Origin of the sequence: Thalassovita mediterranea, from assembly GCA_019448215.1 — a bacterium.
Lineage (GTDB): Bacteria > Pseudomonadota > Alphaproteobacteria > Caulobacterales > Hyphomonadaceae > Henriciella.
Genome location: CP080408.1, coordinates 2,709,174 through 2,724,149, shown reverse-complemented (window position 1 = coordinate 2,724,149; position 14,976 = coordinate 2,709,174). Strand labels below are relative to the sequence as shown.

Annotated in this window: 17 protein-coding genes; 13 read left to right on the top strand and 4 right to left on the bottom strand. The window is 58.8% G+C overall.

Annotated features, from left to right (window positions below):
- The first annotated feature begins 48 nt into the window (after positions 1–48).
- The 9 genes from KUV46_13310 to KUV46_13270 all read left to right on the top strand — a co-directional run bounded on the left by KUV46_13310 (position 49) and on the right by KUV46_13270 (position 8,025).
- Positions 49–1,203: a cysteine desulfurase gene (locus tag KUV46_13310; protein ID QYJ00303.1), complete on the top strand. Its 1,155-nt coding sequence runs from the start codon at positions 49–51 to the stop codon at positions 1,201–1,203.
- The gene (sufB, locus tag KUV46_13305; protein ID QYJ00302.1) at positions 1,204–2,739 is read left to right on the top strand and encodes a Fe-S cluster assembly protein SufB; all 1,536 of its coding nucleotides are present in this window, start codon (positions 1,204–1,206) and stop codon (positions 2,737–2,739) included.
- A gap of 9 nt (positions 2,740–2,748) precedes the next feature.
- Positions 2,749–3,156, top strand: coding sequence for a nuclear transport factor 2 family protein (locus KUV46_13300; protein ID QYJ00301.1), 408 nt, complete (start codon positions 2,749–2,751; stop codon positions 3,154–3,156).
- 98 nt (positions 3,157–3,254) lie between these two features.
- On the top strand, positions 3,255–3,968 hold the full coding sequence (locus KUV46_13295) for a hypothetical protein (protein ID QYJ00300.1): 714 nt from the start codon (positions 3,255–3,257) through the stop codon (positions 3,966–3,968).
- 64 nt (positions 3,969–4,032) lie between these two features.
- A complete protein-coding gene (gene sufC / locus KUV46_13290; GenBank protein ID QYJ00299.1) occupies positions 4,033–4,794 on the top strand; it encodes a Fe-S cluster assembly ATPase SufC in 762 nt (253 codons plus the stop codon).
- Positions 4,791–6,017, top strand: a complete 1,227-nt coding sequence (gene sufD / locus KUV46_13285) for a Fe-S cluster assembly protein SufD (protein QYJ00298.1) — start codon at positions 4,791–4,793, stop codon at positions 6,015–6,017. Before sufC ends, sufD begins: the two co-directional genes overlap by 4 nt.
- Positions 6,017–7,240 carry a cysteine desulfurase gene (locus KUV46_13280; protein ID QYJ00297.1) on the top strand — a complete coding sequence of 408 codons (1,224 nt, stop codon included), beginning with the start codon at positions 6,017–6,019 and terminating at the stop codon, positions 7,238–7,240. Before sufD ends, KUV46_13280 begins: the two co-directional genes overlap by 1 nt.
- A gap of 21 nt (positions 7,241–7,261) precedes the next feature.
- Positions 7,262–7,633: an SUF system Fe-S cluster assembly protein gene (locus tag KUV46_13275; GenBank protein QYJ02411.1), complete on the top strand. Its 372-nt coding sequence runs from the start codon at positions 7,262–7,264 to the stop codon at positions 7,631–7,633.
- A gap of 35 nt (positions 7,634–7,668) precedes the next feature.
- Complete coding sequence (locus tag KUV46_13270; GenBank protein QYJ00296.1) at positions 7,669–8,025, top strand: iron-sulfur cluster assembly accessory protein; 357 nt, start codon at positions 7,669–7,671, stop codon at positions 8,023–8,025.
- Between the two features lie 29 nt (positions 8,026–8,054).
- Here the strand turns inward: KUV46_13270 and KUV46_13265 are convergent, their stop codons facing one another.
- The 3 genes from KUV46_13265 to KUV46_13255 form a co-directional block, all read right to left on the bottom strand.
- The gene (locus tag KUV46_13265) at positions 8,055–8,555 is read right to left on the bottom strand and encodes a hypothetical protein (GenBank protein ID QYJ00295.1); all 501 of its coding nucleotides are present in this window, start codon (positions 8,553–8,555) and stop codon (positions 8,055–8,057) included.
- A gap of 109 nt (positions 8,556–8,664) precedes the next feature.
- Positions 8,665–9,432, bottom strand: coding sequence for a 1-acyl-sn-glycerol-3-phosphate acyltransferase (locus KUV46_13260; GenBank protein QYJ00294.1), 768 nt, complete (start codon positions 9,430–9,432; stop codon positions 8,665–8,667).
- Positions 9,433–9,451: 19 nt separating this feature from the next.
- A complete protein-coding gene (locus KUV46_13255) occupies positions 9,452–10,042 on the bottom strand; it encodes a TetR/AcrR family transcriptional regulator (GenBank protein ID QYJ00293.1) in 591 nt (196 codons plus the stop codon).
- A 190-nt stretch (positions 10,043–10,232) separates the two neighbouring features.
- On the opposite strand from KUV46_13255, the gene yajC reads away from it, so the two are divergent.
- From yajC to secF, 3 genes are read left to right on the top strand one after another with little or no spacing between them, the layout of a single operon-like run.
- Positions 10,233–10,616, top strand: a complete 384-nt coding sequence (gene yajC, locus KUV46_13250) for a preprotein translocase subunit YajC (protein ID QYJ00292.1) — start codon at positions 10,233–10,235, stop codon at positions 10,614–10,616.
- Between the two features lie 21 nt (positions 10,617–10,637).
- A complete protein-coding gene (secD, locus tag KUV46_13245) occupies positions 10,638–12,314 on the top strand; it encodes a protein translocase subunit SecD (protein QYJ00291.1) in 1,677 nt (558 codons plus the stop codon).
- Positions 12,315–12,323: 9 nt separating this feature from the next.
- Positions 12,324–13,292, top strand: a complete 969-nt coding sequence (secF, locus tag KUV46_13240) for a protein translocase subunit SecF (protein QYJ00290.1) — start codon at positions 12,324–12,326, stop codon at positions 13,290–13,292.
- Positions 13,293–13,294: 2 nt separating this feature from the next.
- Here the strand turns inward: secF and KUV46_13235 are convergent, their stop codons facing one another.
- Positions 13,295–14,059, bottom strand: a complete 765-nt coding sequence (locus tag KUV46_13235) for an NAD kinase (GenBank protein QYJ00289.1) — start codon at positions 14,057–14,059, stop codon at positions 13,295–13,297.
- A 104-nt stretch (positions 14,060–14,163) separates the two neighbouring features.
- Here KUV46_13235 and KUV46_13230 point away from each other — a divergent pair, with 104 nt between their 5' ends.
- Positions 14,164–14,955, top strand: coding sequence for a class II aldolase/adducin family protein (locus tag KUV46_13230; protein ID QYJ00288.1), 792 nt, complete (start codon positions 14,164–14,166; stop codon positions 14,953–14,955).
- The last annotated feature ends 21 nt before the right edge of the window (positions 14,956–14,976 follow it).

The following is a 14,976-nucleotide window of genomic DNA, read 5'->3' as shown; positions in this document are numbered from 1 at the left end:
GCAACCGCAGAATGCAAGTTTTTGTGTAAGGACGCGCCGTGTTATCCTATGTGCAGCACCATGGTCTACGCAGATTACAACGCAACGGCACCGCTCCGTCCCGAAGCGCGAGACGCGATGATCGCCGCGCTCGAAGTCGGGGCAAATCCGTCCAGCGTTCACGGCCCCGGTCGCAAGGCACGTAAAATACTCGAGACAGCCCGGCGGCAGGTCGCTTCAGCCATATCCGCCATCCCGCAGGACCTGATTTTCACATCAGGCGGCACGGAGGCCATCGCGCTCGCCATCAATGGTGTCGTGCGACAGCTTGAGGGCAAGTGCACGCTGCTCGTCTCAGCTATCGAGCATGAAGCGGCTGCTAAGAATGCAGGCTATTCAGGCGCGGCTGTCCAGTCCGTCTATGTTACCCGCACCGGAGAAGCAGATCTTGAGGACCTGTCCTCTCGGCTCGCAAACTGGGACACGGACCAACACGGGACGCCCGTGCTCGTCCTGATGCTCGCGAACAATGAGACCGGCGTGGTCCAGCCCGTTGCCCAAGCTGCCGCACTGGTGCGTGAAGCTGGCGGCTTGACGATCTGTGACGGCGTTCAAGGGCTCGGCAAGATGCCGGTGAACGTCTCGCTGCTGGGTGTCGATTATCTCGCCCTGTCCGCGCACAAGGCAGGCGGGCCACAGGGGGCAGGCGCTCTCTGGCTGAGAAGCGGCGCGCCGCTGAAGGCTGGCTTGTATGGCGGCGGCCAGGAGCGATCCCTGCGCTCAGGAACTGAGAACCTTGCCGGCATCGCAGGCTTTGGCGCTGCAGCGGAAGCGAGCGTCGCGGACATTGCCAATTTCACGAAGCTTGCGCAGCACCGCGACCGAATGGAAGCGCGCCTGAAAGCTGAGGGCGGCGTGACCGTGTTCGGCGAGGACGCACCGCGACTTCCGAACACATCGAACTTTGCCTATGGCGGTTTCCGGGCTGAAACGCAGGTCATGGCAATGGACCTCGCGGGCATTGCGGTCTCATCCGGCTCTGCCTGCTCGAGCGGCAAGGTGAAAAGATCACTTGTCCTTGCGGCCATGGGCGCAGATGACGCTCTTGCAGAAAGCGCAATCCGCACCAGCTTTGGGTGGAGGAGCAAGCCTGAAGACTTTGACCGCACAGCGGACGTCTGGCTGAAGGCTCTGCACCAGAGAAAGACGAAGGAGACGGCTTGAATGCCTGATGACGTAAGGGTTAAGGACAGTATCGACAAAGGCACCGTCGCAGCGGCGAAGGCGCTTGAGTCCGAGAACTACTCTGCTGGCTTCAAGACAGACATTGAGACCGAGTATGCGCCGAAAGGCCTGAACGAGGACGTCATCCGCTTCATCTCCGAGAAGAAGGGCGAGCCGTCCTGGATGCTCGACTGGCGCCTGCAGGCCTATGAGCGCTGGCAGACAATGGAAGAGCCTGACTGGGCAAAAGTCCACTACGAGAAGGTCGATTATCAGGACATCTACTATTACGCGGCCCCGAAGCAGGGCGCGAAGTATGAGTCCATCGACGACGTCCCGAAAGAAATCCTCGAAACCTACGAGAAGCTTGGCATTCCGCTTCGCGAGGCAGAAGTTCTTCTGGGTGTCGAAGGCGCGGCGAATACGGCAGCTGAAGCGCGCACTGACGATCAGAAGCCCCGCGTCGCGGTTGATGCGGTCTTCGACAGCGTGTCGGTGGCGACGACCTTCCGCAAAGAGCTCGAGAAGGCCGGCGTGATCTTCATGTCGATTTCAGAAGCGCTGCGCGAACACCCGGAACTCGTCCGGAAATATCTCGGCTCTGTGGTGCCACAGTCGGACAATTTCTTCGCGACGCTCAACAGCGCGGTCTTCTCGGATGGTACCTTCGTCTACGTGCCTGAAGGCGTCCGCTGCCCGATGGAGCTCAGCACATATTTCCGCATGAACGCTGAGAATACAGGTCAGTTCGAGCGCACCCTGATCGTGGCCGACAAAGGATCTTACGTTTCCTATCTGGAAGGCTGCACGGCGCCAATGCGCGACGAGAACCAGCTTCACGCGGCCGTTGTTGAGCTCGTTGCGCTCGAAGATGCCGAAATCAAATACTCGACCGTCCAGAATTGGTGGCCGGGTGATGAGAACGGCAAGGGCGGTATCTTCAATTTCGTGACAAAACGCGGTGACTGCCGCGGCGCACGCTCAAAGATCAGCTGGACGCAAGTCGAGACAGGTTCGGCTGTTACCTGGAAGTACCCGTCCTGCATTCTGCGCGGTGATGACAGCCAGGGCGAGTTCTATTCAATCGCGGTGACCAATGGCCGCCAGATGGCCGACACTGGCACGAAGATGATCCATCTCGGCAAGAATACCCGCTCTCGCATTATCTCTAAGGGTATCTCAGCTGGCCGGTCGGACAACACGTATCGCGGGCTTGTCTCGATCCACAAGAAGGCCGAGAAGGCGCGTAACTTCACGCAGTGTGATTCGCTTCTTATCGGCGGTGACTGCGGCGCGCACACGGTGCCGTATGTCGAGAATCGCCGTGCCGACGCGCAGCTTGAGCACGAGGCAACGACAACGAAGCTCTCCGAAGACCAGCTCTTCTATGCCCGCCAACGCGGCCTGGGCGAAGAAGAGGCTGTCGCGCTTCTCGTGAACGGGTTCGTGCGCGAAGTGATGCAGCACCTGCCCATGGAATTTGCTGTCGAAGCCCAAAGCCTTCTCAAGGTCAGCCTTGAAGGGTCTGTAGGCTAGCGAGCATCAATGGCGTTGACTGAAACGACATTTGCGAACTGGCTCCAACCGTGTGGACAGGCATGGTCAGCGCTCGACAGCATCCGTATCGTCGAACTCTTCTCAGAGGACGTCAGTTTCTACTGGTCGCCATTTGACGCGCCGAGCGAAGGGCGCACAGCGCTGCTGGCGGCGATGCAGGAAAGATTGAGCCGGCAAAAGGACCCGGTCCTTGATTTCCACATCATCGCAATCAGCGACGACGCAGGCTGGGCCCACTGGACGGCCTCATTCACGCGTGATGGCACAGATGATCCAGTTCGCATGGACGGCGTTCTGAAAGCCACGATTCGCGGCACTGAATGCTGCGAATACCGCCAGTGGCAGCATGTGCTTGAGCCGGGCCAGGGCGACCTCATGCGAGACTTCGACGCCTGAAACTACTTTCACCTATTGGTTGACGGCCATTAACGGTCGGCACACGGATTGCTGTTATGGAACGGAGAGTATCTTCAGGCTGACTTGATTGGACCTTCATGGCCCGCCTTTGTTTCATTTTGGGATGTCTCGCGCTTGTTTCCTGCGCGTCACCGGCCAAGCCGACCCCGTATTACATTCCTTATGATGGCTACGGTGCTTCGGCGTCTTTCTCCGGTTTTTCCCGCGGCGAAGTCATCGGCCGCGATGATGGGCGCTATGCAGCCAGCCTTTCCGTTGCCGACATCGGCCCCGGCCTCGACCGTTTCATGTCGCCTCAGGCTGACGGCCTGATCCTTCTTCCGAACCGTCTGGACCGCTCGAAGCTAGATTATTCAATCGAGAGCCTGAAAACCATCGACGAGTGGCTGAAGGACGTTCACACCGTGAACCGTCTACAAGCTGCAGAGGGCCGGGCAGGGGAGTCGCTCATCGCTGACGGTCGCGGCGACAATACCGTGACCTTTGCAGGCCTCTATCTTGGCGAAGTGATCCGCGCCAATTCGCACCTCGATTGGCGCTGGGAGCGTTTCGACCGCTTCATGGCCGCTAATCCGTACTTCACCGAGCACTATGGGTTTGATCCAGGCCTAGACAGTTTCGTGCTGGTCGGCCCTCAAGGCGTCGCCACACCGATCAACACCGCGCTGAAGCGGATCCTCAACGGTCAGGAAGAAAGCCTGCATTACATCGGCACGCTTCTGCTTGATCCGATCGACCTTGATGCTGCTGTTTCCGGCCATGATTTCTACGGTCTGACCGACATAAGCTGACATTTGCTTGCTGGTGCGGCGAAACGGGCTTTGAAAACAGGGCCGACATCTCTACATCGGCAGCATGTTGAAGCTTGATAATCTGACCGCCGATGTTGGCGAAGGTGATGGCCGCAAGACCATCCTCAATGGCCTGTCGCTGGAAGTCCCTGCAGGCGAAGTCCATGCGATCATGGGGCCCAATGGCGCTGGCAAGTCGACGCTGTCCTATGTGCTGACAGGCCGCGAAGGCTATGAGGCCACAAGCGGCATCGCGACCCTCAATGGCGAAGACCTTCTCGAGATGGAGCCGGATGAGCGCGCAGCTGCCGGCATCTTCCTGTCTTTCCAGTACCCGGTCGAAATCCCCGGCGTGCCTGTCATGACCTTCGTGCGCGCGGCGATCAACGCCCAGCGCAAGACGCGCGGCGAAGAAGAAATTTCTGCACCCGACTTCATCAAGAAGGCACGCGAGATCGGCCAGAAGCTGAACATCGACGCGGAGATGCTGAAACGCCCGGTCAATGTCGGCTTTTCCGGCGGCGAGAAGAAGCGGCTCGAAATCTTCCAGATGATGATGATGGAGCCCAGCTTCGCCATTCTCGACGAGACAGACTCTGGTCTCGATATCGATGCGCTGAAGACGGTAGCTGACGGCGTGAACGCACTACGCAGCGAAGATCGCGGCATGCTTGTCATCACGCACTATCAGCGTCTCCTCGACCATATTCAGCCGGACCGAGTTCACGTGCTCGCGAAGGGCCGGATCGTGAAATCCGGCGGACCGGAGCTTGCCCTGCAGCTCGAAAAAGAAGGCTATGACGGGATCCTCGGGGAGGTCGCTTGACTACGACCGCCCTCAAGAACCCGAGCGAAGCCGAGCGCCAACTCGCAGAACTCTTTGCGCGCCATACGCCAGAAGCTGCGCAGAAGGCGGCGTTCGAGGCATTCGCGCGAACTGGCCTGCCGCACCGGCGCATGGAGCAATGGAAGTGGACGGATGTCCGTCAGGCGGTCTCTGCGCTGGCACCGGTGAAGGCTGAAGCCGACACGTCGATTGAACTTCCGCCCAATGCGGTGAAGCTGAGCTTCGACGGCTCAGCCTGGTCTATTCCTGATGAGCTGCCTGCGGGGATCAAGATCTTCCCAAAATCAGGCGGCCACGACTTCGCGCAAGCGAATGCGTTGCCAGTTGGGGCGCTTGCCGCCTCGATGACCGGTTATTCCGGTAAAGACATGCTGATGATTGAGGTCTCAGCCAAAGTCGATCGCCCGCTGGTTCTTTCCTATCATGGCGGCGATGACGCAGCTTTCTCGCGCGTCGTCTTCGTCGTTCGTGAAGACTGCCATGTCGACATATTCGAACACTATAGCGGCGGGGCAGGATTCTCGTCCTTTCTGACCGAGTTTGGTCTTGCCGAAGGCGCGAGCGTCAACCGGACGCTTCTGCAGGAAGCCAGCCAGCAAGAGGTGACCGCGATCACCACCACGGCGCATCTCGATACCAAGGCCGCATTCACCCAGAGCGCGCTATCCTTCGGCGGCAAGCTTTGCCGCATCGAGACGCAGCTGGAGCATAAAGGGGAGGGCGCTGAGGCCACCCTCAACGGCGCTTATCTTGCTGCTTCTGGCTACCACACCGATTTTACGACCCATGTGACGCATGGCGCTGAGTCCTGCGTGACGTCCCAGCTGACCAAAGGCGCTGTTGCAGATGGCGGCCGCGGTGTTTTCCAGGGCAAGTTTCTGGTGCCGCGCACGGTCGGCCAGTTCACGGATGCAGAGATGCAGCATCAGGCGCTTCTCCTTGAGAATGGCGCAGAGATTTTTGCCAAGCCTGAGCTTGAAATCTATGCCGACGACGTTGAGTGCGAACACGGGAACACATCCGGCCAGCTCGACGAAGATGCCCTTTTCTACATGCAGCAGCGCGGCATTCCAAAGCCGGAGGCGCGCGCGCTTCTCACTGAGGCCTTCATCGCAGAAGCGCTGGAAGAAGCGCATGAAGACGTTCGCGCCCAGCTCGTAGAGGCTACCCGCCGCTTTCTTCGGAACCAGCGGGGCGGCTGATGGCACGTGCTCTCGATCTCAATGCCGTTCGGGCGGAATTCCCGATTCTCAGCCGCGAAGTGAATGGACGCCCACTCGTCTATCTCGACAATGCGGCGAGCGCGCAGACGCCTGACGCTGTTCTGGACTGCATGTCGGATCAGGCACGGACTGCCTATGCCAATGTGCACCGCGGCCTTCATACGCTGGCGAACGAGACGACGGAGGCTTATGAGGGCGCCCGCGAGAAAGTACGCCGCTTCCTGAACGCCCCGAGCGAAGAGAACATCATATTCACCAAGGGCGGCACCGAGGCGATGAATCTCGTCGCCAATGGCATAACGGACATGATTGAGCCGGGCGATGAGATCGTCCTGTCCGTGATGGAGCATCACTCCAACATCGTCCCGTGGCACTTCCTGAGAGAACGCCATGGTGCCGTCCTGAAATGGGTGCCCGTCCTCGGTGACGGTTCGCTCGACATGGAGGCGCTGGAGGCCGCCGTCGGGCCAAAGACGAAGCTGGTTTCGCTGACGCACATGTCCAATGTGCTTGGCACGAAGGTTGATGCGAAGCGGGCGACAGAAATCGCACACGCTGCTGGCGCTTATATCCTGATTGATGGCTGCCAGGCCGGCGTTCACCTGGATCTCGACGTTCAGGACATTGGTTGCGACTTCTATGTGCTGACAGGTCACAAGATCTATGGCCCGAGCGGTATCGGCGCGCTCTATGGAACAGCAGAGGCGCTAGATGCGCTGCGTCCCTATCAGGGCGGCGGCGAGATGATTGAGATCGTCGAGCAGGACCGGGTCACTTACAATGTCGCCCCACACAAGTTTGAGGCGGGCACGCCGCCAATCCTGCAGGCAATCGGCTTTGGCGCCGCCATCGACTGGTTGTCCGCATTCGACATGGACGCCGTGCGGGCGCATGAATCCGCGCTTCTGCAGAAGGCAACGGCAGAGCTTTCTGCCATCAATGGCATCCGCATTCACGGTACATCTGACGGCAAGGGCCCTGTCCTGTCGTTCAGTGTTGAGGGCGTGCACCCGCATGATATTGCGCAGCTACTCGACCGCTATGGTGTTGCCATACGTGCAGGTCACCATTGCGCTCAGCCTTTGATGAACCACCTAGGTGTTAGTGCAACCGCACGGGCGAGCTTTGCGCTCTATAACACAGAGCAAGAAGTCGACGTGTTCATCGAGGCGCTAAACAAAGCGCGCGGAATGCTGTTATAAGGTCCTGCAATGCCAGATGATATGAGCCTCTCAGAAACGCCGGAAACGAGCGAAGACACCAGCGGATCGAAGATCCCGCAGGAAGAACTCGATCGGCTGACCGATGAGCTGATCATGGCGTTCAAATCGGTGTTCGACCCGGAAATTCCCGTCGACATCTACGAACTGGGCCTGATCTATAAGGTCGACATCGATGACGATCGCAAGGTCGATATCGACATGACGCTGACGGCCCCAGGCTGCCCGGTTGCAGGCGACATGCCCGGCTGGGTCGAGAACGCAGCCCGCACTGTGGAAGGTGTCAAGGACGTCGAGGTCCGTCTGACCTTCGACCCACCATGGGATCCGTCACGTATGTCCGACGAAGCGCGTCTTGCGCTGAACATGCTCTAGTTGAAACACGCCTCAAGCGATCACACCTGTTAGATATGGCCAGAAGACCACGTCCCCAACTCGTCAAGCTCACCGATGAAGCGGCTCGCCGCGTCGAGGAGATCATGACCGAAAAAGGTGCTGGCTATCTCAGGGTCGGCGTCAAGAATGGCGGCTGCGCCGGCATGGAATACGTCATGGACTATGTCGACGCGCCGGCCGAACTCGATGAAGTCGTCGAAGACAATGGTGTGAAGATCGTTGTCGACTCGAAGGCCGTGCTCTTCCTGCTCGGCTCTATCGTCGACTATGAAACAACGCTGCTTCACGAGAAGTTCGTGTTCCGTAACCCGAACCAGACCGACGCTTGTGGTTGCGGCGAGAGCGTTACAATCGCCCCCGCCGCACTTTAGGTTCTGTTTTCTGCGTGATCAGAGGCAGTCTATCGCGGGTTCGTCACGCCACAGTTATTGGCGAAGCTCGTGAAATCAGCATTCACGGCCGGTAGCGTGATGTCGAATTGCGACTTTCCGGGCAGCTTCATTGAGATCGTGTCTCCGCGCACAGCCGCATTGTAAAGTTTGTGGGGCGTCACTGAATCCTGAGCAATGGCAACCTTCAAAGAGGGTTTGTAAGCCCATTTCGACTCAAAGGTTTCGCCATCGCCAATGGTCGTCTTGATCTCATAGGTCCGCGTGCGGCTCGACGTTCTCTCGAGCATGGTGCCGACATTGCCTGGCTCTACGCCAACGGCAACACGAAGCTGATCATCGATACAGGCAAAATATGCGCCGCGCGCTGCTGCGCTACCAGAAGTGATCGACTGAACACCCCCGTCTTCATAAGTGTTTGCACTGGTCCAGATATCAGCGTCGCTGGCGAGCGCAATTGACGCTGGAGCGAGGCTGAATGCTGCCGCAAGAACGATTTTTTGAAAACTCATGATATCCTCCGCTGATGAATGATTATTGAATAACAATAAACCCGCATCGCGTAAAGATATTTTATTGCCGTTTTTCGATAACTCTTTTGTAATGGTTCGTCTGCTGGTGTCAGGCGATTGGCTTCACTGGCTCGGGAAGCTTCTGACTCTCAAAGGTTTTTGACGAGCCGACCTCGTTCAGAAGTGTTGTCGTTGCACCCTCTATGCGCCGGGTCAGTTCCGCCAGAAACTCCTGCTTCGAAAGCCCCGGCTGGATCGGCTCAAGAAACTCCACAGCAGCGCGTCCGGGCTGCTTTCTGATCTCCTGTTGTTGCCAGAAGAGACCAAGATTGGTCGCGACCGGCACCACTGGTACCCCCATCGCCTGCTGCATGTGCCAGACGCCCGGCTTGTACGGGAAGTGGAAGCCGGGGGGAGCGAGGTGGCCTTCCGGATAGATCAGAACGCGGCGACCTTCGGTCTTCGCCTGCTGCACACCTTCGGCGAGCGATTCAGCGCGCCGGTGGCTGCCCCCGCACGTGTCGATCACGATCGCGCCAAGCTTGTGCAGGATCCCGCCGACGAAAGGGAACTTCTCCAGATGGTCGCCGGTCACGAAAACGAGGTTGTTCACTTCCGGGTAGATCAGAAATCCATCGCCCCAGCTCTGGTGTTTGGCTGCAACTATGAATGGCCCCTCCGGAAGATTGTGCCTGCCGCGAATGTCGGTGCAGATGCCGGCAATCCATCGAAGCACAAAGCGGATCGAAAGCGTGTACAGGCGAACGAGACCGCGAACGGCGCCCTGACCAGGCAGGAGCATGGCGGGCAGGGCAAGCATCACGCAAATGAAGGACAGGACGTAGTAAACGCCTGTGAAGATATAGCCTCTGATCATGACTTGACCCTTTCGATGACTATTTCTGATGGAGGATGGCGAGAATGGTCCGGGTAAACGTTGGCGCATGGGCAGCGAACGGCCCGGGCAGGCGGTTATAGACTTTGTTGAGGCCGGACTGCATGACGACGCCAAGGCACATCGCTGTTGTCAGTGCTGGGTCCCCCTCAGGAATTTCGCCGGATTTCATCATCGCCGCGACCAACGTCTCCAGAATGGTCACCGGATCATCGCTTCGCCGCTCATCATGCGGCAGGAACCTGTTCAGCGAGACGAGGTGAAACGAGAAGAGCAACCAGTCATCATCTGCGATCGCGCAATAGGCGTCCACGGCGCGCGCAACGCGCTCTTCCAGCGAGCCCGGTGCCGACAATGCCTCACGCAGCATTTCCCCGAGCCGGTTGTGAGTGGCCATGAAGAGGGACAGCGCAAGTTCATCCTTGCCCTTATAGTGCCGGTACAACGCGCCCTCAGACACACCTGCCGCATTGGCTATTTCGCGCGTCGTTGCCGCATTGATCCCTTCATCAATGAACAGTTTCAGCGCAGCTCGCTCGATCTTCGGACGGGCGTTGCGGGTACGTAATTTGTTCTGTGACGGATCGGGCATTGAGAGAGAAGCGCTCCAGTTAGTGAGTATTCGCTCACTAACATATTCGTCCGGTTTGGCAAGTCTCTGATGATACGAACCCGGCTGCGGCGTATGGGCAACACTGCAATCGCGCATTGATTGGTCTTGTTTGCAATGTAAGCCCTCCACAGATATAGCGACGAGCCTGAAATCCGCGGAGAAAAAAGAGATGAATTCAAGACTGGTCCTGGCTGGCCTGACAGCAGCAAGCCTCGCACCATTAGCCTCAGCACAGGAAGCTGGCGGCGCAACCGGCGGAATTATCGGTCAGCTCATCTTTTTCGTGCCGCTGATCCTTATCTTCTACTTCCTGCTCATTCGCCCGGCGAACCAGCGTCAGAAGAAACATCGCCAGATGATTGAAGCAATCGTGCGCGGCGATACGGTGATCACGTCAGGTGGCCTTATTGGCAAAGTCGTTAAAGTCACTGAGCAAGAGCTCAGCGTCGAGCTCGCCGACGGCGTGCGCGTGCGCGTCGTACGCTCCATGGTCGCAGACGTCCGCAGCAAGAACGATCCGGCACCGGCCGCGAACGATACCAAAGCGTCCTGATCGCTCTGAGGGGAGTGGGCCATGCTGAATTTTCCGGCCTGGAAAGTAAGTCTTATCCTGATCGTGCTCCTTTGGGGTACGCTCATGGCAATTCCAAACGCGTTTACGGATGGCTTCCTCGGCGTTCAGCCGCGCGAACCAGAATCTGAAGCACCGCAGGACATCGCGGCCTACCAAGCGCAAATGGATGCAGCCGAGGAATCCTGGTGGCCCAGTTTCCTTCCCACCAATAAAGTCAACCTCGGGCTCGACCTTCAGGGCGGCGTCTATCTACTGACTCAGATCGATCCGGCAGAAGTTGCCGCAAACCGCCTCGAAACCCTCCAGACCGATATCGTTCAGGCGCTCAATCGCGACCCACTCATCCAGCGCGATGTGCCGGAACAGCAGGGGACGACACTTCCGATCCAGTTGCGTAATCCAGAAGATATGGAAGAAGCGCTGCGCCGCCTTCGTCGCATCAATCCGACCATTGGCGCGACCGGCGGCGACCGTGTTCTTTCAATCGAGCGTGTTGGCCCTCAGCGTATCATGGTGAGCGTGAGTGAGGATGCTCAGCAGGCGCTCGCCGCTGACGCGCAAGGCACGATGATCACGATCATTCGCCGCCGCCTTGACCCTGATGGCGTCAGCGAGGTCTCCATCACACCGCAAGGCGATACGCGTATCGTCATCGAAGCCCCAGGTGAAGCTGACCCACGGCGCATCAAGAATATCCTCAGCCAGGCTGGCCGTCTGACCTTCAACATGGCGAACATGGACCCGTCAGCCGTCAACGCGGCGCAGGCAACGCGTCCGCCACCAGGTTTTGAGCTTCTGGTGGATGAGTTCGGCCGCCCTATGCTGGTCAGCAGGACGCCCGTGGTCACCGGCAGCGACATCGCAAGCGCAAGTCAGGGCCGCAACCCGGACGACAACTCGCCGGCCGTGGATTTCCGCCTCAATGGCACCGGTGCCGAACGCTTCGGTCAGACGACCGCCAATAATCGGGGCGAGATCTTCGCAATCGTTCTCGACGGCACGATCATGTCAGCGCCGAGAATCAATGAGCCGATCTGGGGCGGCAACGTCCAGATCACCGGACAATTCACGCTCGAAGAAGCTCAGGACCTCGCCGACATTATCGAAGCCGGTGAGCTTCCAGCCAAGCTGAACTTTATCGAAGAGCGCACGGTGGGGCCGGGCCTTGGCGCTGACTCCATTGCAGCTGGTACAAATGCAAGCCTTATCGGCCTCGCGCTCGTCGGTGTGTTCATGATCATCGCCTACGGCCTGATCGGCAGCTTCGCTGTCGGCTCGCTGCTCGCCAATATCGTTCTGATCCTCGGTGCGCTTTCTGGCCTTGGCGCGACGCTGACCCTGCCGGGTATTGCAGGTATCGTCCTCACCATTGGTATGGCTGTTGACGCAAACGTCATCGTCTTTGAACGGATCCGTGAAGAGCAACGCAATGGCCGCTCTCCGACGACGGCGGTCATCGCAGGCTATGAGCGCGCGCTGTCGACGATCCTCGATGCCAACATCACAACCTTCATCGCCGCCGCGATCCTTTACCTGCTTGGCTCCGGCCCGGTGAAAGGCTTCGCAGTGACGCTCGCCATCGGTATCGTGACATCGGTGTTCACGGCGTTCGTCGTGACCCGCTGGTTTACCGCCATGTGGCTGCGCCTCGCGCGCCCTCGCAAGCTTTCGATTTAGGGGGCCGCTATGCTTCTCCAATACTGGCCAAATAGCACCAATGTCCGCTTCATGTCGTTCAGACTGCCGGCGCTGCTATTCTCGGCGATCCTGATCGCCGCATCCTTCGCCCTCATCTTCACCAAGGGTATGAATTTCGGCATCGACTTCGCTGGCGGCTCCGTCATTGAGATTGAACAACCCGAAGGCGTGCAGGAAGAGGATGTCCGTGAGGTCATGGGCGGTCTCGGTCTTGGCGAGGTCGGCGTCAACGCCGCCCGTGGCACCGGTGTCGAAGCGATCGAAGTGATCGTCATCCGCTTTGCGACCCAGCCTGCAGAGCCCGGCATGGACCAGGACACGGCGCAGCAACAAGCCAATGACCGCGTCCGCGCCGCTTTGAATGAGGCGTTTCCAGGTCTCAACGTGCGGAGCAGTGCTGCTGTCGGGCCGAAAGTCTCCGGTGAGCTTCTCAGAAGCGGCCTTATGGCGCTTGCCGTCGCGCTGGCGCTGATGATGGCCTACATCTCGGTCCGCTTCCAATGGAAGTACGCGCTCGGCGCCGTTGCTGCGCTGTTCCACGATGTCATCATCACCATGGGCATGTTCTCGCTCACCCAATTCGAGTTCAACCTGTCCACCATCGCAGCACTTCTGACGATTGTTGGTTACTCGATGAACGACACCGTCATCGTGTTTGACCGCGTCCGTGAAGAGGCCCGCAAGTACAAGAAGATGGAGCCGGACAAGGTTATCGATCTTGCCGTCAACCAGACGCTGTCGCGTACCTTGCTGACATCCGGCACCACGCTTCTGGCGCTGTTCAGCATCTACCTTTTCGGTGGCACCGTGCTCAGCGGCATGAGCTTCGCGCTCATCTTCGGCGTGATCATCGGTACGTATTCGTCGGTGTTCGTTGCGTCCTCAGTGCTGCTCCTGCTTGGCCTTGACCAGGGTGAGAAGCAGCGCCGCGAGGTTGAAGGCTTCCAGGGCGTCTGACGCTAGAAGGAAAACTGTTCGCGAAGGATACGCTCATCCAGGGCGTGTCCCGGGTCGAACAGCATGGTGAGCGGCTTGCTGCGGTCTTCAGTGACAGAGACCTTCGCAATGTCGCGCACTTCCTGATTGTCCGCAGCAGCAGACACGGGGCGCCGGTTCGGTTCAACGATCTCGAATTCCACACGCGCATCGTGACGCAAGAGGGCGCCGCGCCAGCGACGTGGCCGGAACGCGCTCACCGGTGTGAGGGCCAACAGATTCGCGCCAATGGGAAGAATAGGGCCGTGCGCCGAGAGGTTGTAAGCTGTTGAGCCTGCAGGCGTCGCAACCATGATGCCGTCGCAGGTCAGCTCGCTCATCCGCTCATTGCCATCGACCCGAATGCGCAGCTTTGCGCTCTGGGCCGTTTCGCGGAATAGCGAGACCTCATTGATCGCAAGACGTTCGAAATGCTCACCATGCACATCAGTCGCAACCATGCGGAGTGGCACGAGCATGGCTTTCTCAGCCCGGTTCAGCCGATCAATCAGGTTTTCCTCGACATAGTCATTCATCAGGAAACCGACCGTGCCGCGGTTCATGCCATAGACGGGCTTGCGATCGTCAAAGCGCCGTCGCATCGCATTCAGCATCGACCCGTCGCCGCCAAGTGCCACGATGACCTCTGCTTCCTCCTCGGAATACTGGCCATACTGACGGGTCAGGCGCTGCAGGGCTTCCTGCGCTTCCGGTCGCCGCGATGCGGTGAAAGAGATCTTGATGCTCATTTGCGTGGTGTCGCTGCGCTTGGAGCGAAGGTCAAGCTTGCGTAGGGGGATAGTGCAAAAGGGGGCAATTGCTGTATGTTCCAGTAAAGACTTGGAGGAAGATCATGCCGGACGATATGAAATCAATTGATGTGAAGAGCGCTGTTTCCGCAGAGGAATGGCAGGCGCGCGTGGATTGCGCGATGCTCTACCGTCTCACAGCCCTGCACGGCTGGGACGACATGATCTTCACGCACATCTCGCACCGCGTCCCGGGTCCTGAGCATCACTTCCTGATCAATCCATACGGCATGCTCTTCGACGAGATCACCGCGAGCTCGCTGGTCAAGGTCGACCTTGAGGGCAATATCGTGATGGACACGCCATACTTCATCAATCCGGCGGGCTTCACCATCCACTCGGCAATTCACGCGAATCGCGAAGACGCGAACGTCGTCATGCACCTGCATACCGATCAGGGCGTTGCCGTTTCCTCGCAGAAGGAAGGCCTGCTTCCGATTTCGCAGACTGCGATGATCGTGCGCGCTGACGTTGCCTATCACGACTATGAGGGCGTGGCGCTCGACCTGGACGAGCGTGAGCGCCTTGTTGCTGACCTTGGTCCACAGAAGCACTCCATGCTGCTGCGCAACCACGGCACGCTGACCTGCGGCGAGACTGCGGCCATGACCTTCACGCGTATGTTCTTCCTGGAGCGCGCCTGTTCCATGCAGGTGATGGCGCTGTCGGCAGGCCGCGACGGCGTGCTCGAATGTGATGTTGACCTGCAAGGCAAAGTGGCCGGGCAGGGCGGCATGACCGGCCACAGCTCTGGCATGGGCTCACTGACCGAAAAGCTCGTCTGGCCAGCCATGAAACGCAAACTGGACCGCCAGTCGCCGGGCTACGACACCTGATTTTCGACTGCTGCGACAAAA